The sequence below is a fragment of the Streptomyces sp. NPDC003032 genome, assembly GCF_053591415.1.
This window is the reverse complement of sequence record NZ_JBSFTT010000006.1, coordinates 290,134-312,200: the sequence shown is the minus strand read 5'-3', so window position 1 is coordinate 312,200 and position 22,067 is coordinate 290,134. Positions and strand designations below refer to the sequence as shown.

At 70.3% G+C, this 22,067-nt stretch carries 19 protein-coding genes; 5 read left to right on the top strand and 14 right to left on the bottom strand.

Annotation, left to right across the window (positions count from 1 at the left end; all coding sequences use genetic code 11):
• Positions 1 to 23: 23 nt before the first annotated feature.
• From tal to pgl, 4 genes are read left to right on the top strand one after another with little or no spacing between them, the layout of a single operon-like run.
• Positions 24 to 1,142 (top strand): transaldolase, encoded by a 1,119-nt coding sequence (gene tal, locus ACWDZ7_RS11680; RefSeq protein WP_451796492.1) that lies wholly within the window; start codon positions 24 to 26, stop codon positions 1,140 to 1,142.
• A gap of 5 nt (positions 1,143 to 1,147) precedes the next feature.
• Positions 1,148 to 2,671 (top strand): glucose-6-phosphate dehydrogenase, encoded by a 1,524-nt coding sequence (gene zwf, locus ACWDZ7_RS11675; protein ID WP_451796491.1) that lies wholly within the window; start codon positions 1,148 to 1,150, stop codon positions 2,669 to 2,671.
• The gene (gene opcA, locus ACWDZ7_RS11670; RefSeq protein ID WP_451796490.1) at positions 2,668 to 3,771 is read left to right on the top strand and encodes a glucose-6-phosphate dehydrogenase assembly protein OpcA; all 1,104 of its coding nucleotides are present in this window, start codon (positions 2,668 to 2,670) and stop codon (positions 3,769 to 3,771) included. Before zwf ends, opcA begins: the two co-directional genes overlap by 4 nt.
• Positions 3,768 to 4,547: a 6-phosphogluconolactonase gene (gene pgl, locus ACWDZ7_RS11665; protein WP_451796489.1), complete on the top strand. Its 780-nt coding sequence runs from the start codon at positions 3,768 to 3,770 to the stop codon at positions 4,545 to 4,547. Before opcA ends, pgl begins: the two co-directional genes overlap by 4 nt.
• Positions 4,548 to 4,593: 46 nt before the next feature.
• Here the strand turns inward: pgl and ACWDZ7_RS11660 are convergent, their stop codons facing one another.
• The 14 genes from ACWDZ7_RS11660 to ACWDZ7_RS11595 form a co-directional block, all read right to left on the bottom strand.
• Positions 4,594 to 5,082 carry a DUF2087 domain-containing protein gene (locus ACWDZ7_RS11660; protein WP_451796488.1) on the bottom strand — a complete coding sequence of 163 codons (489 nt, stop codon included), beginning with the start codon at positions 5,080 to 5,082 and terminating at the stop codon, positions 4,594 to 4,596.
• An 87-nt stretch (positions 5,083 to 5,169) separates the two neighbouring features.
• Positions 5,170 to 6,822 (bottom strand): glucose-6-phosphate isomerase, encoded by a 1,653-nt coding sequence (pgi, locus tag ACWDZ7_RS11655; RefSeq protein WP_451796487.1) that lies wholly within the window; start codon positions 6,820 to 6,822, stop codon positions 5,170 to 5,172.
• A 167-nt stretch (positions 6,823 to 6,989) separates the two neighbouring features.
• A complete protein-coding gene (locus tag ACWDZ7_RS11650; RefSeq protein ID WP_003957010.1) occupies positions 6,990 to 7,325 on the bottom strand; it encodes an RNA polymerase-binding protein RbpA in 336 nt (111 codons plus the stop codon).
• A 158-nt stretch (positions 7,326 to 7,483) separates the two neighbouring features.
• Positions 7,484 to 7,714 carry a preprotein translocase subunit SecG gene (secG, locus tag ACWDZ7_RS11645; protein ID WP_030784160.1) on the bottom strand — a complete coding sequence of 77 codons (231 nt, stop codon included), beginning with the start codon at positions 7,712 to 7,714 and terminating at the stop codon, positions 7,484 to 7,486.
• Between the two features lie 124 nt (positions 7,715 to 7,838).
• Entirely contained in the window at positions 7,839 to 8,615 is a 777-nt protein-coding gene (gene tpiA / locus ACWDZ7_RS11640) for a triose-phosphate isomerase (RefSeq protein ID WP_451796486.1), read from the bottom strand.
• Between the two features lie 6 nt (positions 8,616 to 8,621).
• Positions 8,622 to 9,833, bottom strand: a complete 1,212-nt coding sequence (locus ACWDZ7_RS11635; protein ID WP_451796485.1) for a phosphoglycerate kinase — start codon at positions 9,831 to 9,833, stop codon at positions 8,622 to 8,624.
• 102 nt (positions 9,834 to 9,935) lie between these two features.
• Positions 9,936 to 10,946 (bottom strand): type I glyceraldehyde-3-phosphate dehydrogenase, encoded by a 1,011-nt coding sequence (gap, locus tag ACWDZ7_RS11630; protein ID WP_451796484.1) that lies wholly within the window; start codon positions 10,944 to 10,946, stop codon positions 9,936 to 9,938.
• Positions 10,947 to 11,136: 190 nt separating this feature from the next.
• Positions 11,137 to 14,097, bottom strand: coding sequence for a M14 family zinc carboxypeptidase (locus ACWDZ7_RS11625; protein WP_451796483.1), 2,961 nt, complete (start codon positions 14,095 to 14,097; stop codon positions 11,137 to 11,139).
• Positions 14,098 to 14,300: 203 nt separating this feature from the next.
• Positions 14,301 to 15,290, bottom strand: coding sequence for a DNA-binding protein WhiA (whiA, locus tag ACWDZ7_RS11620; RefSeq protein ID WP_451516874.1), 990 nt, complete (start codon positions 15,288 to 15,290; stop codon positions 14,301 to 14,303).
• Complete coding sequence (locus ACWDZ7_RS11615) at positions 15,281 to 16,303, bottom strand: gluconeogenesis factor YvcK family protein (protein ID WP_451516873.1); 1,023 nt, start codon at positions 16,301 to 16,303, stop codon at positions 15,281 to 15,283. Before ACWDZ7_RS11615 ends, whiA begins: the two co-directional genes overlap by 10 nt.
• Positions 16,300 to 17,235 (bottom strand): RNase adapter RapZ, encoded by a 936-nt coding sequence (gene rapZ, locus ACWDZ7_RS11610; protein WP_451516872.1) that lies wholly within the window; start codon positions 17,233 to 17,235, stop codon positions 16,300 to 16,302. The genes ACWDZ7_RS11615 and rapZ overlap by 4 nt, the downstream gene beginning before the upstream one ends.
• The gene (gene uvrC / locus ACWDZ7_RS11605) at positions 17,232 to 19,277 is read right to left on the bottom strand and encodes an excinuclease ABC subunit UvrC (RefSeq protein ID WP_451796482.1); all 2,046 of its coding nucleotides are present in this window, start codon (positions 19,275 to 19,277) and stop codon (positions 17,232 to 17,234) included. The genes rapZ and uvrC overlap by 4 nt, the downstream gene beginning before the upstream one ends.
• Before the next feature lie 108 nt (positions 19,278 to 19,385).
• Entirely contained in the window at positions 19,386 to 20,183 is a 798-nt protein-coding gene (locus tag ACWDZ7_RS11600) for a hypothetical protein (protein ID WP_451796481.1), read from the bottom strand.
• Positions 20,184 to 20,188: 5 nt separating this feature from the next.
• Positions 20,189 to 20,857, bottom strand: a complete 669-nt coding sequence (locus ACWDZ7_RS11595) for a papain-like cysteine protease family protein (RefSeq protein WP_451796480.1) — start codon at positions 20,855 to 20,857, stop codon at positions 20,189 to 20,191.
• Positions 20,858 to 21,083: 226 nt separating this feature from the next.
• Between ACWDZ7_RS11595 and ACWDZ7_RS11590 the strand changes: the two genes are divergently transcribed.
• The gene (locus ACWDZ7_RS11590) at positions 21,084 to 22,067 is read left to right on the top strand and encodes a hypothetical protein (protein WP_451796479.1); all 984 of its coding nucleotides are present in this window, start codon (positions 21,084 to 21,086) and stop codon (positions 22,065 to 22,067) included.

Genomic DNA, 22,067 nt, shown 5'->3' with positions numbered 1-22,067 from the left:
GACGAAGTAGGAGATGTAATTCCATGACAGACGCACTCAAGCGCCTCTCCGAAGAAGGCGTCGCGATCTGGCTGGACGACCTGTCGCGCAAGCGGATCACGTCCGGCAACCTCGCCGAACTGATCGACCAGCAGCACGTCGTGGGCGTCACCACCAACCCGTCGATCTTCCAGAAGGCCATCTCGCAGGGCGACGGTTACGACCAGCAGCTCTCCGACCTCGCCGCCCGCGAGGTCACGGTCGAAGAGGCCATCCGGATGATCACGACGGCGGACGTCCGTGACGCCGCCGACATCCTGCGGCCGGTCTTCGACGCGACGGGCGGCCAGGACGGCCGCGTGTCCATCGAGGTCGACCCGCGCCTGGCGCACAACACCAAGGCCACGGTCGCCGAGGCCAAGCAGCTCGCCTGGCTGGTGGACCGCCCGAACACGCTCATCAAGATCCCGGCCACCGAGGCGGGCATCCCTGCGATCACCGAGGTCATCGGCCTCGGCATCAGCGTCAACGTCACGCTGATCTTCTCGCTGGAGCGCTACCGCAAGGTCATGGACGCGTACCTGGCGGGCCTGGAGAAGGCCAAGGAGCGCGGCCTGGACCTCTCCACGATCCACTCCGTGGCGTCCTTCTTCGTGTCCCGCGTGGACACCGAGATCGACAAGCGCCTGGACGGCATCGGCACGGACGAGGCCAAGTCCCTCAAGGGCAAGGCCGCGCTCGCCAACGCCCGTCTGGCGTACGAGGCGTACGAGGAGGTCTTCTCGTCCGACCGCTGGGCCGCGCTCGACAAGGCGCAGGCCAACAAGCAGCGTCCGCTGTGGGCCTCGACCGGCGTCAAGGATCCGGCGTACAAGGACACCCTGTACGTCGACGACCTGGTCGCGCCCAACACGGTGAACACCATGCCGGAGGCGACCCTGGAGGCCACCGCCGACCACGGCTCGATCACCGGCAACACCATCGCGGGCACCTACGACCAGGCTCGTGCCGAGATCGCCGCCGTGGAGAAGCTCGGCATCTCGTACGACGACGTCGTACAGCTGCTTGAGGACGAGGGCGTCGAGAAGTTCGAGGCCTCCTGGAACGACCTGCTCAAGTCGACCGAGGCCGAGCTGAAGCGCCTCGCTCCTTCGAAGGGCTGACCACTTTGTCAAGCAGCAATCCGCTGCGTGACGCCGCAGACCGACGGCTCCCGCGTATCGCGGGGCCGTCGGGCCTGGTCATTTTTGGCGTCACGGGCGATTTGTCCCGTAAAAAGCTGATGCCCGCTGTGTACGACCTCGCCAACCGAGGTCTGCTGCCGCCGGGCTTTTCTCTCATTGGTTTCGCCCGCCGCGACTGGGAGGACGAGGACTTCGCCCAGGTCGTCCACGACGCGGTCAAGCAGCACTCGCGTACGCCGTTCCGCGAAGAGGTCTGGCAGCAGCTCATCCAGGGGATGCGCTTCGTCCAGGGCAACTTCGACGACGACAAGGCGTTCGAGCAGCTCAAGGCCACCATCCAGGAGCTGGACAAGGCGCAGGGCACGGGCGGCAACTTCGCCTTCTACCTCTCGGTGCCCCCCAAGTTCTTCCCGCAGGTCGTCCAGCAGCTGAAGAAGCACGAGCTGGCCGAGGCCCCCGAGGGCTCCTGGCGCCGCGCGGTCATCGAGAAGCCGTTCGGCCACGACCTGGCCTCCGCCCGGGACCTGAACGCCATCGTGCACGAGGTGTTCGACCCGGACCAGGTGTTCCGGATCGACCACTACCTCGGCAAGGAGACCGTCCAGAACATCCTGGCGCTCCGCTTCGCCAACCAGATGTTCGAGCCGATCTGGAACCGGTCGTATGTCGACCACATCCAGATCACGATGGCCGAGGACATCGGCATCGGCGGCCGCGCCGGCTACTACGACGGCATCGGCGCCGCCCGCGACGTCATCCAGAACCACCTGCTCCAGCTGATGGCGCTGACCGCGATGGAGGAGCCCGCCTCCTTCGACGCGAACGCGCTGGTCGCCGAGAAGGCGAAGGTGCTCGGCGCGGTGAAGCTGCCGAAGGACCTCGGCAAGGACACCGTCCGGGGGCAGTACGCGGCGGGCTGGCAGGGCGGCGAGAAGGCCGTCGGCTACCTCCAGGAAGACGGCATCGACCCCAAGTCGAAGACCGACACCTACGCGGCCATCAAGCTGCAGATCGACAACCGCCGCTGGGCGGGCGTCCCCTTCTATCTGCGCACCGGCAAGCGTCTGGGCCGCCGCGTCACCGAGATCGCGGTCGTCTTCCAGCGCGCTCCCCACTCCCCCTTCGACCACACCGCCACCGAGGAGCTCGGGCAGAACGCGATCGTCATCCGCGTCCAGCCCGACGAGGGCATCACGGTCCGGTTCGGCTCGAAGGTGCCCGGCACCTCCATGGAGATCCGGGACGTGTCGATGGACTTCGCGTACGGCGAGTCGTTCACGGAGTCCAGCCCGGAGGCGTACGAGCGGCTGATCCTGGACGTCCTGCTCGGCGACGCCAACCTCTTCCCGCGCACGGAGGAGGTCGAGCTGTCCTGGAACATCCTCGACCCGATCGAGCAGTACTGGGACAAGCACGGCAAGCCCGCGCAGTACCCGGCGGGCACCTGGGGCCCGACCGAGGCGGACGACATGCTCGCACGAGACGGACGGAGCTGGCGTCGGCCATGAAGATCGACCTCACGGACACCACGTCCGGCAAGATCAACAAGGCGCTCGTGCAGGGCCGCCGCGCGATCGGCACCCCGGCCGTCGGCATGGTCCTGACCCTCGTCATCGTCACCGACGAGGAGAACGCGTACGACTCCCTGAGGGCCGCCAACGACGCGTCACGCGAGCACCCCTCGCGCACCCTCGTGGTCATCAAGCGCGCCGCCCGCTCGCCCCGTGACCGCACCACCTCGCGCCTGGACGCCGAGGTACGGGTCGGCGTCGAGGCGGGCACCGGCGAGACGGTGGTCCTGCGGCTCTACGGCGAGGTCATCGGCCACGCCCAGTCGGTCGTCCTGCCGCTACTGCTCCCCGACGCCCCCGTGGTCGTGTGGTGGCCGGTGAACGCCCCGCTCGACCCGGCCAACGACCCGCTCGGCGCGCTGGCCCAGCGCCGCGTCACGGACACCTACGCGGCCGAGCAGCCGATCCACGAGCTGGCCGCCCGCGCCGAGGCCTACCACCCCGGCGACACGGACCTGGCCTGGACCCGCATCACCCCGTGGCGCTCCATGCTGGCCGCCGCCCTGGACCAGGTCACGTGCAAGGTCACCTCGGTGCGGGTGGACGGCGAGGAGTTCAACCCGAGCTGCGAGCTGCTCGCCATGTGGCTCGCGGACCGGCTCGACGTGCCGGTCAAGCGCGCGGTGTCGGCGGGCCCGGGTCTGACCGGCGTACGTATGGAGACCGACTGCGGTCCCATCGTGCTCGACCGCGCCGACGGCTCGCTCGCCACGCTCTCCATCGAGGGACAGCCCGACCGCGCGGTGGCGCTCAAGCGGCGCGAGACGGCCGAGCTGATCGCGGAGGAGCTGCGCCGTCTGGACCCGGACGACACCTACGCGTCCTCGCTGAGGTACGGCGTGGAGCGGCTGGGTGAGCCGTTGAAGCCGTCGTCGGAGCCGATAGCGGCTCCCGGGGCCGCTCCGGAGGCTGCTCCGGAGGCCGAGGGGCCCGCCGACAAGGCCGAAGACGCGCAGGACGCGGCCGCGCCGAAGAAGGCACCGGCGAAGAAGTCCGTCACGAAGAAGGCCACCCCGAGGAAGGTGCCCGCCAAGTGAGCACGACCCCGCAGCTCGTCGTCCACCGCGACAAGGAACTGATGGCGCAGGCCGCGGCGGCCCGCCTCATCACGAAGGTCGTCGACGCGCAGGCCGCCCGCGGTCACGCGTCGGTGGTCCTCACCGGCGGACGCAACGGCAACGGCCTGCTGGCGGCGCTCGGTTCGTCCCCGGCCCGGGACGCGATCGACTGGTCGCGCCTCGACCTGTGGTGGGGCGACGAGCGCTTCCTGCCGGACGGTGACCCGGAGCGCAACTACACCCAGGCCCGTGAGGCGCTGCTCGACGCGGTGCCGCTCAACCCGGCCCGGGTGCATCCGATGCCCGCGTCGGACGGCCCGTACGAGGTCGACGCCGCAGCCGAGATCTACGCCGCCGAACTCGCCGCCGCCGCGGGCCCGGAGGACCACGGCCCGGTGCCGACCTTCGACGTCCTGATGCTCGGCGTCGGCCCGGACACGCACATCGCCTCGCTCTTCCCCGAGCTTCCGGCGGTGCGCGAGACGGAGCGCACGGTGGTCGGCGTGCACGGCGCGCCGAAGCCCCCGCCCACCCGTATCTCGCTCACGCTCCCGGCGATCCGGGCGGCCCGCGAGGTGTGGCTGCTCGCGGCGGGCGAGGACAAGGCGAAGGCCGCGGCCATCGCCCTGTCCGGCGCGGGCGAGGTGCAGGCCCCCGCGGCCGGCGCCCACGGCCGCGCGCGCACACTGTGGCTACTGGACGAGGCGGCGGCCTCGCAGCTCCCGCCGCAGTTGTATCCCCCGGCCGTGGCCTGAGGCCGTACGCGACAAGGAGGGCCCCGCACCGGACGGTGCGGGGCCCTTACGCGTGGGCGTGGACGCGGCGGTAACTGCTGCCGTCCGAGGCCCGCTCCAGGAGACCGTCGGAGACGCAGTACCTGCGCAGCGCGGAGGAGTCGTCGTGCACGGTGCGGAACGCGTCGTTGATCTCGCGCTCGCTGTAGGCGCGGTCGGCGTCGAAGAGGGTGTCCGTGAGGTGGACGAGGAGTTCATGGCGTACGACAGGGCGTACGGGAATGGTGGTCAGGCGGCCGTGCGCGAAGAAACCGGTGAGGCGGCGCGGCACGGTGGGATGGGCGTCCACCGGCGCGGGAGCCCGCCGGAAGACGGCCGGGTCGGCCCGCAGCGATCCGTCGGGCAGCCGCTCCACGAGCCCGTTGGCCAGCAGCCGCCCCAGGTGCTTGCGGGCGGCGGGCGAGTCGGCCTCGCGCGGCGGCAGGTCGTCCAGGACGATGCGCGCGTACAGCCGCAGTCTCTCGGGGTCGGCGAGCGCGGCGAGCAGCTGGTCCATGACGGGGTCCCTCCCGGCGGGTGACAGAGCCGAAGCAGTGTCACCCGGCGGGCGGGGCGCCCGCATCCGATTAACGGTCCGTGCGGCTCAACGGCCGCGCAGGTCCCGGTACTTGGCGACGAGGGCCGTGGTCGAGCCGTCCAGGTCCGGCACCTCGGCGCCCTCGGTCAGGGCGGGCTCGACGCGCTTGGCGAGGACCTTGCCCAGCTCGACGCCCCACTGGTCGAAGGAGTCGATGTTCCACACGGCACCCTGCACGAACACCTTGTGTTCGTAGAGCGCGATGAGCTGGCCGAGGACGGAGGGCGTCAGCTCCTTGGCGAGGATCGTCGTCGTCGGGTGGTCGCCCTTGAACGTCTTGTGCGGGACCAGCTCCTCGGGCACACCCTCGGCGCGCACCTCGTCGGCCGTCTTGCCGAACGCCAACGCCTGGGTCTGCGCGAAGAAGTTGGCCATCAGCAGGTCGTGCTGGGCGGCCAGACCGGGCGCCAGGTCGGCGACCGGCTCGGCGAAGCCGATGAAGTCCGCCGGGATCAACTTCGTGCCCTGGTGGATGAGTTGGTAGTAGGCGTGCTGGCCGTTGGTGCCGGGCGTGCCCCAGACGACCGGGCCCGTCTGCCAGTCGACCGGGCGTCCCTCACGGTCCACGGACTTGCCGTTGGACTCCATGTCCAGCTGCTGGAGGTACGCGGTGAACTTGGACAGGTAGTGCGAGTACGGCAGGACCGCGTGCGACTGAGCGTCGTGGAAGTCGCCGTACCAGACGCCCAACAGGCCGAGCAGCAGCGGCACGTTGGACTCGGGCGGCGCGGCGCGGAAGTGCTTGTCGACGAGGTGGAAGCCGTCGAGCATCTCGCGGAAGCGGTCGGGCCCGACGGCGATCATCAGGGAGAGGCCGATGGCGGAGTCGAAGGAGTAGCGGCCGCCGACCCAGTCCCAGAACTCGAACATGTTCGCCGTGTCGATGCCGAAGTCCGACACCTTCTCGGCGTTGGCCGACAGGGCCACGAAGTGCCTGGCCACGGCGTCCTGACCGGCCTTCAGCTCCGTGAGCAGCCAGTCGCGGGCGGAGGTGGCGTTGGTGATCGTCTCGATGGTGGTGAAGGTCTTCGAGGCGATGATGAACAGCGTCTCGGCGGCGTCCAGATCCCGCACGGCCTCGTGCAGGTCCGCGCCGTCGACGTTCGAGACGAAGCGGACGGTGAGGTCGCGGTCGGTGAAGGAGCGCAGTGCCTCATACGCCATCGCGGGGCCGAGGTCGGAGCCGCCGATGCCGACGTTGACGACATTGCGGATGCGCTTGCCGCTGTGGCCGGTCCACTCGCCCGTACGGACCTTCTGTGCGAAGACCGCCATCTTGTCGAGGACGGCGTGGACCTTCGGCACCACGTTCTCGCCGTCGACCCTGATGACGGCGTCCTTCGGGGCGCGCAGCGCGGTGTGCAGGACCGCGCGGTCCTCGGTGGTGTTGATCCTCGCGCCGCGGAACATGGCGTCCCGCAGCCCGAAGACGTCGGTCGCGGCGGCCAGCTCGCGCAGCAGCCGCAGCGTCTCGTCGGTGACGAGGTGCTTGGAATAGTCGATGTGCAGGTCACCGACCTGGAGGGTGTACGCCGTGCCGCGCGTCGGGTCCGCGGCGAACAGCTCGCGCAGCCGCACCTCCCCGAGCTGCTCACGGTGGTCGGCGAGCGCCGTCCACTCGGGTGTCCTGTTGAGCCTGCCGCGGCTTTCTGCGTTCATCCGGACTTCAGCCTTCTTTCGTACCCGCGTACGTACCTTGTCCCGCTGCGCTTCCCAACCTAATGGATCAGCGGGCGGTATGAGATGTCTGCGGCCATCTGTCCGCACACGTACCGGCAGAAGAAACCGGCCGGACACCTTTTCGGTGCCCGGCCGGTCGCCAAGTCCTAGATCTCGCCCCGCAGTTTGGCGAGCGCCTCCGCGAGAATCGCCTCGCCGTCCGCGTCGCTGCGCCGCTCGCGCACATACGCCAGATGCGTCTTGTACGGCTCGGTGCGCGGCGGGTCCGGCGGGTTGTCCCGGTCCTGACCGGCCGGGAAGCCGCAGCGGGGACAGTCCCACGTATCGGGGACCTGCGCGTCGCTGGCGAAGCTCGGCTGCGTCTCGTGCCCGTTGGAGCACCAGAAGGAGATGCGCAGTCGCGGCGCGGACTCACCGCGCTCGGCCTCGCCCATCGGCCCCGCCCCGACCCGACTTCCTCGGATCGCGTTGCCACTTGCCACGGTCGTAACTCCCTGCGTGATGGTGCTGCTGCGGGCGCCTCAGTTTACGTAAGGCCCAACGCGCGTCCAGTGCGGGGAGTTACACCCCGCCCCGGACGCAAGCCCCATGATAAGCCGCGCACGCGAGCTGGCACCGGACAAGCGACCAGTGCCTGGCGTCAGTTGTTCGCCTTCATCAGCAGGCCCAGCGCGACAATGCACGCGAACCACAGCAGACCGACCACGACCGTGATGCGGTCGAGGTTGCGCTCCGCGACGGAGGAGCCGCCGACGGAGGACTGCATGCCGCCGCCGAACATGTCGGAGAGACCGCCGCCCTTGCCCTTGTGCATCAGCACCAGCAACATCATCAGAGCGCTGAAGACGATCAGGGCGATCGAGAACCCCATAACCACGGCTGGACCAACTTCCTCGGATCTGAATCGACTCTGTATCGACGACGGGGGCCGGAGCCTCGGTGAACGAGGCCGCCCGGCCCCCGCAAGGGTACGACGTATTGCCGCTAGCGCATACTCACTGGTCGCGGAAGCGGACGATCTTGACGAACTCCTCCGCGTCGAGCGCGGCGCCGCCCACGAGGGCGCCGTCGACGTCGCGCTGGGCCATGATCGCGGCGACGTTCCCGGACTTCACGGAGCCGCCGTACTGGATGCGCACCTTGTCGGCGAGCTCCTGCGAGTACAGCTCGGCGAGGCGGCCGCGGATCGCGCCGCAGACCTCCTGCGCGTCCTCGGGGGTCGCGACCTCGCCGGTGCCGATCGCCCAGACGGGCTCGTAGGCGATCACGATGGACTCGGCCTGCTCGGCCGGGACGTCCTTGAGGCCGCCGTCGAGCTGGTTCAGCGTGTACTGGACCTGCTGGCCGGCCTTGCGGATGTCCAGGCCCTCGCCGACGCAGAGGATCGGGGTCAGGCCGTGCTTGAAGGCGGCCTTCACCTTGGCGTTGCAGATCTGGTCGGTCTCGTTGTGGTACTGACGGCGCTCGGAGTGGCCCACGGCGACGTAGGCGCACTTCAGCTTGGCCAGCATCGGGCCCGAGATCTCGCCGGTGTAGGCGCCGGAGTCCTGCGCCGAGATGTCCTGGGCGCCGTACTTGATCTTGAGCTTGTCGCCGTCGACCAGGGTCTGCACGGAGCGCAGGTCGGTGAAGGGCGGCAGGACGGCGACCTCGCAGGCCTCGTAGTCCTTGTCGGCCAGGGCGAAGGCCAGCTTCTGGACGTGGGCGATGGCCTCGAGGTGGTTGAGGTTCATCTTCCAGTTGCCCGCCATCAGCGGGGTACGCGTAGTCATCAGGTGTCAGTTCTCCAGTGCCGCGAGGCCGGGGAGCGTCTTGCCCTCGAGGTATTCGAGGGAGGCGCCGCCACCGGTGGAAATGTGGCCGAATGCGTCCTCGTCGAAGCCCAGGGTCCGCACGGCGGCGGCGCTGTCGCCACCGCCGACGACCGTGAAGGCCGAGGTGTCGAGGAGTGCCTGGGCTACCGCCTTGGTGCCCTCGGCGTAGTCGGGGTGCTCGAAGACGCCCATCGGGCCGTTCCAGAAGATGGTGGCCGCGTCGGCGAGCTTCGAGGCGTAGAGCTTACGGGTCTCGGGGCCGATGTCGAGACCCTCCTGGTCGGACGGGATGGCGTCCGCGGCGACCGTCGCGGGGTTGGACGGGGCCTTGGTCTTCAGGTCGGGGAAGGTCGGCGAGATGAGTACGTCGACGGGGAGGACGAACTCGACGCCCTTCTCCTCGGCCCGCTTCAGGTACCCCTTGACCGCCGGGATCTGGTCCTCCTGGAGGAGGGAGATGCCGACCTCGTGGCCCTGCGCCTTGAGGAAGGTGTACGCCATGCCGCCGCCGATGAGGATGCGGTCGGCCTTCTCCAGGAGGTGGTCGATGACGCCGAGCTTGTCGGAGACCTTGGCGCCGCCGAGGACCACGGCGTAGGGCCGCTTGACGTCGTCGGTGAGCTTCTTCAGGACGCCGACCTCGGTGGCGATGAGGAAGCCGGCGTAGTGCGGCAGCTTCGCCGGCAGGTCGTACACGGAGGCGTGCTTGCGGTGCACGGCGCCGAAGCCGTCCCCCACGTACACATCCGCGAGGGCGGCCAGCTGATCGGCGAACTCGCCGCGCTCGGCGTCGTCCTTGCTGGTCTCGCCCGCGTTGAAGCGGAGGTTCTCGACGACGGCGACCTGGCCGGGCTCCAGGCCGTCCACCGCGTCGTGCGCGGCGGGGCCCACGGTGTCCTGCGCGAACGCGACGGGCGCGCCCAGGAGTTCCCCGAGCCGCTCGGCGGCGGGGAGCAGCGAGAAGGCCGGGTCCGGGGCGCCCTTGGGGCGGCCCAGGTGCGAGGCCACGACGACCTTGGCTCCCGCGTCGGCGAGGGCCTTGACGGTCGGCAGGACGGCGCGGATGCGGCCGTCGTCGGTGATGGTGCCGTCGGCGAGCGGCACATTGAGGTCGGCGCGGACGAATACCCGCTTGCCGTTGACCCCTTCGGCGAGAAGTGCGTCGATCGTCTTCACTACTGGACTCCTTGGGAGGGCTGTGACGTGCGACAGGGCCCGTCCGGCGCGGCATCGCGCGGGACGAACCCTGTGCTCACATCGAGGTGCCTGCTCTGGATATTAGAGCTGACCGCCGACGAAGACCGTGAGGTCGACCAGACGGTTGGAGTAGCCCCACTCGTTGTCGTACCAGCCGAGGATCTTCACCGACGTACCCTCCTGGACCATGGTCATCAGGGAGTCGAAGGTGCAGGAGGCCGGGTCGCTGACGATGTCCGAGGACACGATCGGGTCCTCGGTGTAGTACAGGTAGCCCTTGAGGTCGCCGTCCTCGGACGCCTTCTTGAACGCGGCGTTGACCTCGTCCTTGGTGACCTCGCGGGAGACCTCGACGACCAGATCGGTGGCGGAGCCGGTCGGGACCGGGACGCGCATCGAGACGCCGTCGAGCTTGCCCTTGAGCTGGGGCAGGACCAGGGCGGTGGCCTTGGCGGCGCCCGTCGTGGTCGGGATGATGTTCTCGGCGGCGGCGCGGGCGCGGCGGAGGTCCTTGTGCGGGAAGTCCAGGATCCGCTGGTCGTTGGTGTAGGCGTGGATGGTGGTCATCAGACCCTTGACGACACCGAAGTTCTCGTCGAGGACCTTCGCCATCGGCGCCACACAGTTGGTGGTGCAGGAGGCGTTGGAGATGACGTGGTGGTTCGCCGGGTCGTACTTGTCCTGGTTGACGCCCATCACGATGGTGATGTCCTCGTCCTTGGCCGGAGCCGAGATGAGGACCTTCTTGGCGCCGCCGGCGATGTGCTTCTCGGCGTCGGCCTTCTTCGTGAAGATGCCCGTGGACTCGATCACGATGTCGACGCCGAGGTCGCCCCACGGGATGTCGGCGGGGTTGCGCTCGGACAGCACCTTGATGGTGTGGCCGTCGACGGTGATGGTGTCCTCGGTGTGCGACACCTCGGCCTTGAGGCGGCCCAGGATGGTGTCGTACTTCAGAAGGTGCGCGGTGGTCGCGGTGTCACCCAGGTCGTTGACAGCCACGACTTCGATGTCCGCACCCTGCTGGAGCAGCGCGCGGAAGTAGTTGCGACCGATGCGGCCAAAGCCGTTGATGCCTACGCGGATCGTCACGAAACCGATCTCCTCGTTGGTACGCCGGTTTTAGACGCCGGCGAGTTGTATGGGATGTCCCCGACCGCCTCCGACCCTACCTCTCTGAAGGCCCTGAGGTGACATCGAGAGGGGCCGCAAGCGGCACAAAAGGCCCGTACCCCGGAGTAGGGGTACGGGCCACCGGGACCTTGGTCCTGATTACGCTGCGTCAGCTGCGCAGATGTGCCAGGGAGGCGCCCATAAGAGCGGCCCTTTCGGCCTTTCCGGGGATGTGCTCGAAGCCGAAGCCGAGGAGCACACTGTCACGCGCTGTGACCGCCGCGTGGGGTCGGTAGAGCTCCCCGGTCCGCGCCCAGTCGCCTGTGATAGAGGGGCTTCCGGCCGGGGCCGCGGCGACGGTCCAGGAGCCGAGCGAGGTCTCGAATCCCTCGGTCTCCTTGACATCGCCGCCGACGACCAGTTGCGCGTTGTCGGCGAAGAGGCCGCGCCCTCCGCTGGAGGGGTCGGTGACGGAGCTGAGGGAGACCTCGACCTTCTTGCCCGCGTAGGCGCTCAGGTCGAAGGCGACGGGCTTCCAGCCGCCGGAGGAGCCCGTGAAGCTGTTCCAGGAGCCGCTGGTGCCGGTCGCCGTGCAGCCGGCCGTCCCCTGCGTCAGGTAGTGGTGCAGGAAGGGGTGGCCGTTGAGGAAGAACCCGGCGGCGCACTCTGCGGGCACGGTGGCACGGGAGTTGCCGTTCCGGTCGGGCAGCGTCGTCCAGTCGTCGGCGCCCGGGGTGTGCGCTTCGAGCAGCCCGTGGTCGTAGCCGCTCTCCAGGTTCCAGTTGAGGGCGAGCCGCAGCTCGGGCCCGTCGGCGGCCGAGACGCCGGTCAGGTCCAGGGTGCGGGTGAGCCGCTTGTAGTCCCGGTCGGCGTGGGTGGCCGACGCCATGCCCTGGCCCGCGAAGGGTGCGTACGGGTTGGTGAGGCCGGGGTAGGAGCCCGCCGCCGCGCTCTTGAACTGCGGGAACTGCCTGGGTGGCAGATTGTCCGAGGTGACGGTGAAGCGGCCGGCCTTGTCGAGCGGGTTGCCTTCGGCGGCGCCGAGCGGGGTGTCCACTCCCATGAGCGCGCCGCTGCCCGCGAAGCTCTTGACGCCGGGTGCGGAGAGACGTTCGTACGCGCCGAGGTAGTACTGCGCGAAGTCGTCGGTGAGGGCCTCCCCGAGGTCGACGTCGCCGCCGGTCCGCTCGCCGGACTCGATGAGCTTGCCGCCCTCGTTGAGGTAGGCGCGCAGGGCGAGTTGGGTGGGTGCGCCGGGGACGGGGTCGCCGGTGTGGTGCACGACCGCGGAGAAGTGCGACAGGACGCCCAGCGGATGCGGTGCGCCCTGCTTGGCGACGTCCCAGACGGCGGCGGAGCGCCCGTTGGCCTTCAGGGCGTCGACGTACTTCTGGGTCTGGGTGGCCGGGGCGCCCTCCTCGGCGACGACCAGCGTGCTCGCCCTCGGGCGTTCGGCGACGGTGTACGTGAAGTGCTCGCTGTGGGTGCGGCCCTTCTTGGTGCGGCCGGTGAACCACACCTCCACCTTGTCGCCCACGCGCGCGTCCTCGATCTCCGCGCGGTACTGGTCGAAGTGGAGGTTGTCCTCGCCGCCGTAGGTCTCGCCGCCCTTCCAGGCCTTGAGGTCCTCATCGTGCGTACGTCCGCCGTTGACGCGGTACTTCAGCTCCTTGTCGCGCACGGACTTGCGGGCGGTGACGGCGACTTCCTGGTCGCCTCCGCGCGCGTACGAGGTGGAGAAGGCGTCCGGGGTGAAGTCCGGGGCCTCGACACCGCTGACGGAGACCGGCTGGTCGGGGTGGAGCGCGGTCTCGGCGACGGCGAGCGCGTAGGGGACGTTCTTGGCGAACTCCTGCTGGATCAGCTTCTCGTCGTCGGGGAAGGTGAAGATGGAGGCGCAGTCCTGCGGCTTCCAGGCGTCGTCGGGGTCGATGTTCGAGACGGTCTGGCAGGTGGACATCTCCGGCGTGAACATCGACATGCCGTTGACGTTGCCCGCGTGGCCGTCGGACTCACCGTTGGTGGTGTAGAGCTCGGAGGAGACCTGCGGGCGGTAGCCGGGGATCGCGGGCTTCTCGGGCGTGCCCGCGAGCGCCTTGTAGAGGATGTCGTCGGGGGTGGGCGTGGCGACCTGCCAGCCCACTCCGTAGAGGATCAGTTCGGCCGCCGAGTGGTAGTTGATGCCGTACTCGAAGCCGATGCGCTTCTGGAAGCGGTCGAGCGCCTTGGTCTCGGGCTCGGACATCGGCCCCGTGCCGCGGTAGGTCTCCGACGAGGGCTTCGGGGACGAGCCCTCGTTGTCGTAGCCCCACTTGTAGGCGAAGTTGCGGTTGAGGTCGACGCCGTCGCCGGGCGCGATCCTTCCGTCGCCGTCGATGTCGCGGAGGTTCTTGCGCCACTGGCGCTCGCCGTCGGCGGCGTGCGTGTAGTCGTAGCCGTCGGGGTTGGCGGAGAGCACGAACCACAGCTCGGTGGAGTTCACGAGCTTGGTGATCCGCTTGTCCTTGCCGTAGTTGTCGAGGTAGTGGTGCAGCAGGCGGCGGGTCATCTCGGGGGTGATCCACTCGCGCGCGTGCTGGTTGGACAGGTAGAGCGTGGCCGGCTTGGCGCCGTCCTTGGACTTCTTGGCGTTCTTGGAGAGCTTCAGGGCGAGGATGTCCTTGCCCTGGACCGTCTTGCCGATGGAGACGACCTTGGTGAGGCCGGGGTGTGCCTGCCCGGTCCTGACGATCTCCTCCTTGAGCCCGCCCTTTCCGCTGTAGGGGCGGTAGACGCCGTCCCCCGCGGCCTCGACCCTCTTCCGGGCGGCCGGGGAGATCTTGTGCTCGCTCAGCTCGATGCCCTGGCGTTCGACCGCCTTGGCCTGGCCCTCGGTCAGATACAGCTCGACGCGGCCGGTGCCGCGCTCGGGCGCCTGCCCGGCGAGTTCGTGGGCGTCCTGCCCCGCCTTGATGAGGATCGGTATCTGCTTCTTGGTGACGTCGGCCTGGTAGACGTTCACGGCCGCCGGGTCGTCGGCGGCCGGGGTTCTCGCGGGCCCGCTCGCCTGGGCGTGCGGTGCGGCGGCGAGACCGCCGATGAGCAGTGCGCTAGCGGCGAGGATCGATCTCGCGCTCGCTCTTCGTCTCATGAGCCCCCCTTGCTGTTGTCCGGCACAGATGTGCCGGATGCCAGGCTCGTGACAGTGCATGATCATGTCAATACAGCGGGTGAGGCCGCGCGCGACGGGCATGCGAAAGCCGCCGGTGCCCTGTGGGGCGCCGGCGACTCATGGGGCGTGCGGGGCGATCGGACTGCGGTGTTGTCGCTGGACCGCCATGGTGTCGTTGTCCGCTACACCGCCATGTTGTCCGCGAGCTCCTCGGTCAGGTTGGACTCCGTGCCCGGGATGCCCAGGTCCTGGGCACGCTTGTCGGCCATGGCGAGCAGACGGCGGATGCGGCCCGCCACGGCGTCCTTGGTCAGCGGCGGGTCGGCGAGCGCGCCCAGCTCCTCCAGGGACGCCTGCTTGTGCTCCATGCGCAGCCGTCCGGCCGCCGCCAGGTGCTCCGGGACCTCCTCGCCGAGGATCTCCAGGGCGCGCTGCACGCGGGCGCCGGCGGCGACGGCCGCGCGGGCCGAGCGGCGCAGGTTCGCGTCGTCGAAGTTGGCCAGGCGGTTGGCGGTGGCGCGCACCTCGCGCCGCATCCGCCGCTCCTCCCAGGCGAGCACCGACTCGTGAGCCCCGAGGCGGGTGAGGAGCGCGCCGATCGCGTCTCCGTCACGTACGACGACACGGTCCACGCCCCGCACCTCGCGCGCCTTGCCCGCGATCTGCAGCCTGCGCGCGGCGCCGACGAGGGCGAGCGCGGCCTCGGGACCGGGGCAGGTCACCTCCAGGGAGGACGAGCGGCCGGGCTCGGTGAGCGAGCCGTGCGCGAGGAACGCCCCGCGCCAGGCCGCCTCGGCGTCGCAGGTGGCCCCCGAGACCACCTGCGGCGGCAGACCCCGGATCGGACGGCCGCGGCCGTCCACGAGGCCCGTCTGGCGGGCCAGCTGATCGCCGCCCGCGACCACCCGTACGACGTAGCGTGAGCCGCGCCGCAGACCGCCGGGGGCCATCACGATCAGCTCCGAGCTGTGCCCGAAGATCTCCAGGATGTCCCGCTTCAGCCGGCGGGCCGCCATCGCGGTGTCCAGCTCCGCCTCGATCACGATGCGGCCGCTCACCAGGTGAAGGCCGCCCGCGAACCGCAGGATCGCCGAGACCTCCGCCTTCCTGCAGCAGGTCCGGGTGACGGGTAGCCGGGAGATCTCGTCCTTCACCGCTGCCGTCATCGCCATGGGCCGATCCTTCCATGCATCCGAAAAATACGGTCGTACGCGGCTGCCAGGAGCTCCGGATCGTGCCTCGGAGTCCCGTCGGGCCGGGCCACCGGCGCCAGCTCGACCGTGGCACCGAGCCGCTTCGCGGCATCGGTCAGTGACTCACGGTCGGGCACGGCGGCCTCGTCGGCCAGCACCACGTCCAGGGCGAGTTTAGGGGCGTGTCGGGCCAAAACCTCCAAATGACGCTGCGGAGAGAAGCCATCGGTTTCTCCCGGTTGCGGCGCGAGGTTGAGCGGGAGGACCTTGCGGGCCTTCGTCTCGGTGAGCGCGTCGAGCAGTTCGGGGACCAGCAGGTGCGGGATCACCGAGGAGAACCAGGAGCCCGGGCCGAGCACCACCCAGTCCGCGTCGAGGACGGCGGCGACCGCCTCGGGGACGGCCGGCGGGTCGTGCGGGACGACGTGCACGGACTGGACCTCGCCCGGGGTGAGGGCCACCGTGGCCTGGCCGCGGACGGTGTCCACGTCGTCGGGGCGGCCCGGGTCGTGGCCCTTGACCAGGGCCTGGAGCTCCAGCGGCACGGCCGACATGGGCAGCACCCGGCCCTGCGCGCCGAGCAGGCGGCCCACCAGGTCCAGCGCTTGGACGTGGTCGCCGAGCTGCTCCCACAGGGCGACGATCAGCAGATTGCCGACCGCGTGCTCGTGCAGGTCGCCGCGGGACTGGAAGCGGTGCTGGATGACGCGGGCCCAGGTCTGGCCCCAGTCGTCGTCGCCGCAGAGCGCGGCGAGCGCCTTGCGCAGGTCGCCGGGCGGCAGTACGCCAAGCTCGTCGCGCAGTCGGCCGCTGGAGCCGCCGTCGTCGGCGACGGTGACGACGGCGGTGAGGTCGCCGGCGCCGGTGATGCGGCGCAGCGCGGCGAGCGAGGCGGACAGGCCCATGCCCCCGCCGAGCGCGACCACCTTCGGCTGGTTGCCCCGCTTGCGGCCCAGCCGGGTCAGGCGGACGGTCCGGCGGCTCTGCTTCACTCGCGCCCCATGTCCCGGTGGACGATGACGGTCTCCACGCCCTCGGACGCCAGGCGCGCCCCGAGCTTCTCCGACATGGCCACCGAGCGGTGCTTGCCGCCCGTGCAGCCGACCGCGATCGTCACGTAACGCTTGCCCTCGCGGCGGTAGCCCGCGGCGATGAGCTGGAGCATTTCCGCGTACCGGTCGAGGAACTCCTTGGCGCCGGGCTGGTTGAAGACGTACGCCGCCACCTCCTCGTTGAGGCCGGTGTACTGGCGCAGCTCCGGGACCCAGTGGGGGTTGGGCAGGAAGCGCATGTCCACGACCAGGTCGGCGTCGACCGGCAGGCCGTACTTGAAGCCGAAGGACATGACGGTGGCCCGCAGCTCGGGCTCCTCCTCGCCCGCGAACGAGGCGTCCATCTTGGCGCGCAGCTCGTGCACGTTCAGGCTGGAGGTGTCGATGACCAGGTCGGCGTCGCCGCGCAGCTCGCGCAGCAGGTCGCGCTCGGCCGCGATGCCGTCGACGATGCGGCCGTCGCCCTGCAGCGGGTGCGGGCGGCGGACCGACTCGAAGCGGCGGACCAGGGCGTCGTCGGAGGACTCCAGGAAGACGATGCGCCGCGTGACGTTCTTGGACTCCAGCTCGGCGAGGGACTCGCGGAGGTTGTCGAAGAAGCGCCGGCCGCGTACGTCGACGACGACCGCGATGCGCGCGACGTTGCCCTGCGAGCGGGCGCCGAGCTCCACCATGGTGGGGATCAGCGCGGGCGGCAGGTTGTCGACCACGAACCAGCCGAGGTCCTCCAGGCACTTGGCGGCCGTACTGCGTCCGGCGCCCGACATGCCGGAGATGATCACCAGCTCGGGGATCGCCGCGTCGGGGACCCCTGGCGTCTCGATGGGCGTGCCCGCACTCACTTGCTCTCCACCTTCGTCGTGCTCGCTCATGTCTCCTGCCCCCGTCGTTCCTCTGAGGTGCCCGCGGTCACGGGCTCCTCGTCTTCCATGATCTCTCCCGTCGCCATGTTCACGGCGGGTGCGGCGGGTGCCGCCCGGGCGAAGGCCACCACGATGGCCTCGGCCGTCTTGCGGCCTATGCCCGGAATCTCGCAGATCTGGTCGATTGTCGCGGATCGGAGCCTCTTCACCGAACCGAAGTGTTTGATCAGTGTCCGTTTGCGGGCGTCGCCGAGGCCCGGAACGTCGTCCAGCGGGCCCGCCTTGAAGCGCTTGGCCCGCTTCGCGCGCTGGTAGGTGATGGCGAAGCGGTGCGCCTCGTCACGTACGCGCTGGAGGAGATAGAGCCCCTCGCTGGTGCGCGGCAGGATGACCGGGTCCTCCTCGGTGGGGACCCAGACCTCCTCCAGGCGCTTGGCCAGACCGCAGACCGCGATGTCGTCGATGCCCAGCTCGTCCAGGGCCCGCTTGGCGGCCGCGACCTGCGGCCGGCCGCCGTCCACCACAACGAGCTGCGGGGGGTACGCGAACCGCTTGGGCCGCCCGTCCTCCTCGGTCAGGCCGCTCGCGGGAACCTCGCCGTTCGCCTCGCCGGTGTCCGCGGCGTCCTCCGGGGACCACTCCCCCGTGCGCTCCTTGTCGGCGATGTAGCGCTTGAAGCGGCGGGTGATCACCTCATGCATGGAGCGGACGTCGTCCTGCCCCTCGAAGCCCTTGATCTGGAAGCGGCGGTACTCGCTCTTCCTGGCGAGGCCGTCCTCGAAGACGACCATCGACGCCACGACGTCGTCGCCCTGGAGATGCGAGATGTCGTAGCACTCGATGCGCAGCGGCGCGCTGTCCAGCTCCAGGGCGGCGGCGATCTCCTCCAGGGCGCGGGAGCGGGTGGTGAGGTCGGAGGCGCGCTTGGTCTTGTGCAGGACCAGCGACTGCTGGGCGTTCCGCGCGACCGTCTCCATCAGGGCCTTCTTGTCGCCGCGCTGCGGGATGCGCAGCGAGACGCCCGCGCCGCGGCGCTCGGTCAGCCACTCCTGGACCGGCTCCACGGGGTCGGGCAGCGCGGGGACGAGCACCTCCTTGGGCACCGCGTCGCCGCTCTCCTCTCCGTAGAGCTGCTGGAGCGCGTGCTCGACGAGGTCGCCGCTGGTGACGGCCTCGACCTTGTCGGTGACCCAGCCGCGCTGGCCGCGCACGCGTCCGCCCCGGACGTGGAAGATCTGGACGGCGGCCTCCAGCTCGTCCTCGGCGAGGGCGATGAGGTCCGCGTCAGTGGCGTCGGCGAGGACGACGGCGCTCTTCTCCATCGCCTTCTTGAGGGCGTCGATGTCGTCGCGCAGGCGGGCCGCGCGCTCGTACTCCATCTCCTCGGCCGCGTCCGCCATCTGGCGCTCCAGGCGGCGGATGTACGTGCCCGTGCGGCCCGCCATGAAGTCGCAGAAGTCCTCGGCCAGTTCGCGGTGGACCTCGGGGGTGACGCGCTCCACGCAGGGCGCCGAGCACTTGCCGATGTAGCCGAGCAGGCAGGGGCGGCCGGTGCGGGTGGCGTTCTTGAAGACGCCCGCGGAGCACGTGCGGACCGGGAAGGCGCGCAGGAGGAGGTCGACGGTGTCGCGGATCGCCCACGCGTGGCCGTACGGGCCGAAGTAGCGCACGCCCTTCTTCTTGTGGCCGCGCATCACCTGCACGCGCGGGAACTGCTCGTTCATCGTCACCGCGAGGTACGGGTAGCTCTTGTCGTCGCGGTACTTGACGTTGAACCGGGGGTCGAACTCCTTGATCCAGGTGTACTCCAGCTGCAGCGCCTCGACCTCGGTGGTCACCACCGTCCACTCGACGGAGGCGGCGGTCGTCACCATGGAGCGGGTGCGGGGGTGCAGATTCGCCAGGTCCTGGAAGTAGCTGGCCAGGCGCTGGCGCAGGCTCTTGGCCTTCCCGACATAGATCACCCGGCGGTGCTCGTCGCGGAATTTGTAGACCCCCGGGGCGTCGGGGATCTGTCCCGGCTTGGGGCGGTAGCTGGAAGGGTCGGCCATGTCGGACAGCCTACTGGCGTGCGCTGACAGTCCGGGTGGGCGTAGGGGTCGGCGTACGACTCGGCACACGGAACGGCGGCCGGCGTCCCGGCCGCCGTTCCCCCGGGGTCAGCCCCGCTGCCGGGCGGCGCGGCGCCGGGCGAGCGCCGCCCCGGAGATGCCGAGGGCGACCAGGGCGCCCGCGCCGGCCAGCGAGGAGGCGACCGTGGCCGGGCCCTCTTCGTCGGAGGGCTGCCCGGACTCGGGTGCGTCGTAGCCGCCCGCCTTGCCCGACTTCTCGTACGCGGAACCGGGCAGCTTGTCGCCGTACGCCTTCTGGACGCGCTTGCGGTAGGCGGCCAGCGAGGTGCCGTCGGCGCCCACGGCGCGCACCGCGTCCTTGTCGAGGGGCAGCACGCGCGCGTGGCCCCGCACGTACCAGGCGTTGATCTGCGGCTCGTGGAAGACGGTGCCTCCGGGGAGCTTGTCGGCGCCCACGCGCGCGTAGTGGGTCTCGTCGTCGCCTGTGGCGATGTTCACGACCTGCCACGAACCGCCCCGCTCGACGGTCCAGAGGGAGGCCTCCTGACCGTCGGAGGAGACCGCCTTGCTGGCGAGGAACTCCAGGCGGGCGACCGGAGCGCCCTTCTTGCCCGCGACGAACTCCGGGGACAGGTAGTACACGGGCACGGCCCCGCCCTCGACGCGCGGGTCGGCCGCGGCCTTGCTGACCGCTCCCTCCCGGGAGAAGAAGCGGGAGAGCGTGTCCAGGGTCTTCGGCGCCTTCGCCGCCTTGTGCGCGGCGGCGCGGGAGGCCGCGGAGGGGGCCGCGGGGCCGGAGTCGGCGGAGGCGGCCGGGGCCGCCAGGCCCAGGAGCAGGGTGACGGCCGAACCGGCGAGCGCGGCCTTGGCCAGGTGGCGGGTCATCGCTCTCACGCCCCTATCCGGTAGAGCGAGTGGGTCCAGGAGAAGGTGTTGTTGTCGACGTACCAGGCGTGCGAGGCCCAGTTGTAGCGGTCGCTGGAGGGCCAGGGGTCGCCCCAGTAGACCCAGCTGTTGGCGTCGTCGTAGCCGTAGAGGACGTGCATGTGGCCACCGCCGTTGGACCACTGGATCCGGGTCTCGACCGGGCGGCCCGCGTTGATCTCGGACTGCACGGTGGAGTAGCGGAGCCAGCCGGTGACGTATGAGCCGGGGTTGATGCCCGCCCAGCGCAGGCCGCTCTGCACATTGCCGAGCGTGGCCTGGTTGTTCGGGCACTCGGTGTTCTGGTTGCGCCCGAAGGCAGCGTTGCAGAACTGGTTCTGGCTGTAGTCGCGGCCCATGAAGGTCGCGATGGTGTTGCCGGCCGCGGCCCAGCACCAGTTGGTCTTCTGCTGCGCCTGCATGGTGATGTTCAGGCGCTTGGCGGCGAGGACGGACGGGTCGGCGGCGGATGTGCCGCTCGCCTCGAGGGCGGTGGACGCGGCGGACGTGACGGGGGCGGGAGCCGCCGTCGCCGTGGCCGTGGGCGCGGCGAGAAGTGCCGCGGCGACGACGGCGAGCGCGGACAGACGTCTGCGTCTGCCTGTGCCGCTGCTCTTGCTGATCGGTGGGCGCATCGCGTTCCTCCCGAGCGGGATGTGGGGTGTGGAGGAGCGCGTCCGGACGCTGCGATTGAGCATCGAGTGTTGTCGAGTGCAGGTCAACACGCTTCAATGCGGAATTAATTCGGCGTGAACGGCGGCGTACGGATGTGAACAGGCGCCGTACGCCGACCTGGCGGCCCGCTCCCACCGGCGCGAACGCCGGAGCGGCGGAAGTGAACGTTCACAGGAAGGGGCCCGTATGCGGCACGGCACACGGCTCGTACAGGGCACGCCCGCGGGAGACGAGGACCGGGCGGCGGACGCCGACCTGGCGGAGCTGACGGCGGCCCTGCGCACCGGCCCCTTCCACATCGCGCTGCGCACCGCGATTGCCACCCGGCGGCTGCCGCTGCAGCGGGTGCGGCACCATCTGGCCCAGCACGGCATCAACGTCGGCGTCACCAGCCTCAGTTACTGGCAGCAGGGCGCCCGGCGCCCCCAGCGCGCCGAGTCGCTGCGCGCCGTACGCGCCCTGGAGGAGATCCTTCAACTTCCCGAGGAGTCACTGGTCCGGCTCCTGGCCCACCCCTTCGAGCGCGCCGACGGGGAGCGGCCCGCCGCCCGTTCGTACCGCTCCCTGGTGGAGGCCGCCGACGTGCTGCGCGCGCTCCTCGCCGAGCTGGGCTCGCCGGTCGACGGCGGGCTGCACACCATCGGCCACCACGAGCGGGTGCGGATCGGCGCGCGCCGGGAGCTGGTCGGCCGCGAGTCGCAGCACGTCGTACGCGCCCACCGGGACGGCGTGGACCGCTACGTGGCCATCTACCACGGCGACCCGGGCTGCGCCCCCGACCGGGTGCGCGTACAGGCACTGGAGAACTGCCGCACGGGGCGCATACGGTGGCACGCGGGGACGGGGGTCCTGGTCGCCGAACTGCTCTTCGACGCGCGGCTGCGGGCGGGCGACACGCATCTGTTCGGCTACGGCTTCGAGGACGGCACGGCGGGCACGGCCACCGAGTACGTGCGCGGCTTCACCTACGCGGGCGGCCAGTACGCGCTGCAGATCCGCTTCGACGACGCGGCTCTGCCCGTACGCTGCCACCGCTTCGCCCAGCAGTCGGCCGCGGCCCCGCGCGGCGGCCGGCAGGAGCTGACGCTGAGCGGCAGCCACCGCTCGGTGCATCTGGTGGAGCCACAGGTGCGGGCGGGGCTGCTGGGGATCGCGTGGGACTGGGAGTGA

Bases quoted from the DNA above. Each gene is read 5' to 3' on its own strand.
- tal (WP_451796492.1), top strand. From the start codon at position 24: ATGACAGACGCACTCAAGCGCCTCTCCGAAGAAGGCGTCGCGATCTGG.
- opcA (WP_451796490.1), top strand. From the start codon at position 2,668: ATGAAGATCGACCTCACGGACACCACGTCCGGCAAGATCAACAAGGCG.
- ACWDZ7_RS11660 (WP_451796488.1), bottom strand. From the start codon at position 5,082: ATGGACCAGCTGCTCGCCGCGCTCGCCGACCCCGAGAGACTGCGGCTG.
- pgi (WP_451796487.1), bottom strand. From the start codon at position 6,822: ATGAACGCAGAAAGCCGCGGCAGGCTCAACAGGACACCCGAGTGGACG.
- secG (WP_030784160.1), bottom strand. From the start codon at position 7,714: ATGGGGTTCTCGATCGCCCTGATCGTCTTCAGCGCTCTGATGATGTTG.
- tpiA (WP_451796486.1), bottom strand. From the start codon at position 8,615: ATGACTACGCGTACCCCGCTGATGGCGGGCAACTGGAAGATGAACCTC.
- ACWDZ7_RS11625 (WP_451796483.1), bottom strand. From the start codon at position 14,097: ATGAGACGAAGAGCGAGCGCGAGATCGATCCTCGCCGCTAGCGCACTG.
- whiA (WP_451516874.1), bottom strand. From the start codon at position 15,290: ATGGCGATGACGGCAGCGGTGAAGGACGAGATCTCCCGGCTACCCGTC.
- rapZ (WP_451516872.1), bottom strand. From the start codon at position 17,235: ATGAGCGAGCACGACGAAGGTGGAGAGCAAGTGAGTGCGGGCACGCCC.
- uvrC (WP_451796482.1), bottom strand. From the start codon at position 19,277: ATGGCCGACCCTTCCAGCTACCGCCCCAAGCCGGGACAGATCCCCGAC.
- ACWDZ7_RS11600 (WP_451796481.1), bottom strand. From the start codon at position 20,183: ATGACCCGCCACCTGGCCAAGGCCGCGCTCGCCGGTTCGGCCGTCACC.
- ACWDZ7_RS11595 (WP_451796480.1), bottom strand. From the start codon at position 20,857: ATGCGCCCACCGATCAGCAAGAGCAGCGGCACAGGCAGACGCAGACGT.
- ACWDZ7_RS11590 (WP_451796479.1), top strand. From the start codon at position 21,084: ATGCGGCACGGCACACGGCTCGTACAGGGCACGCCCGCGGGAGACGAG.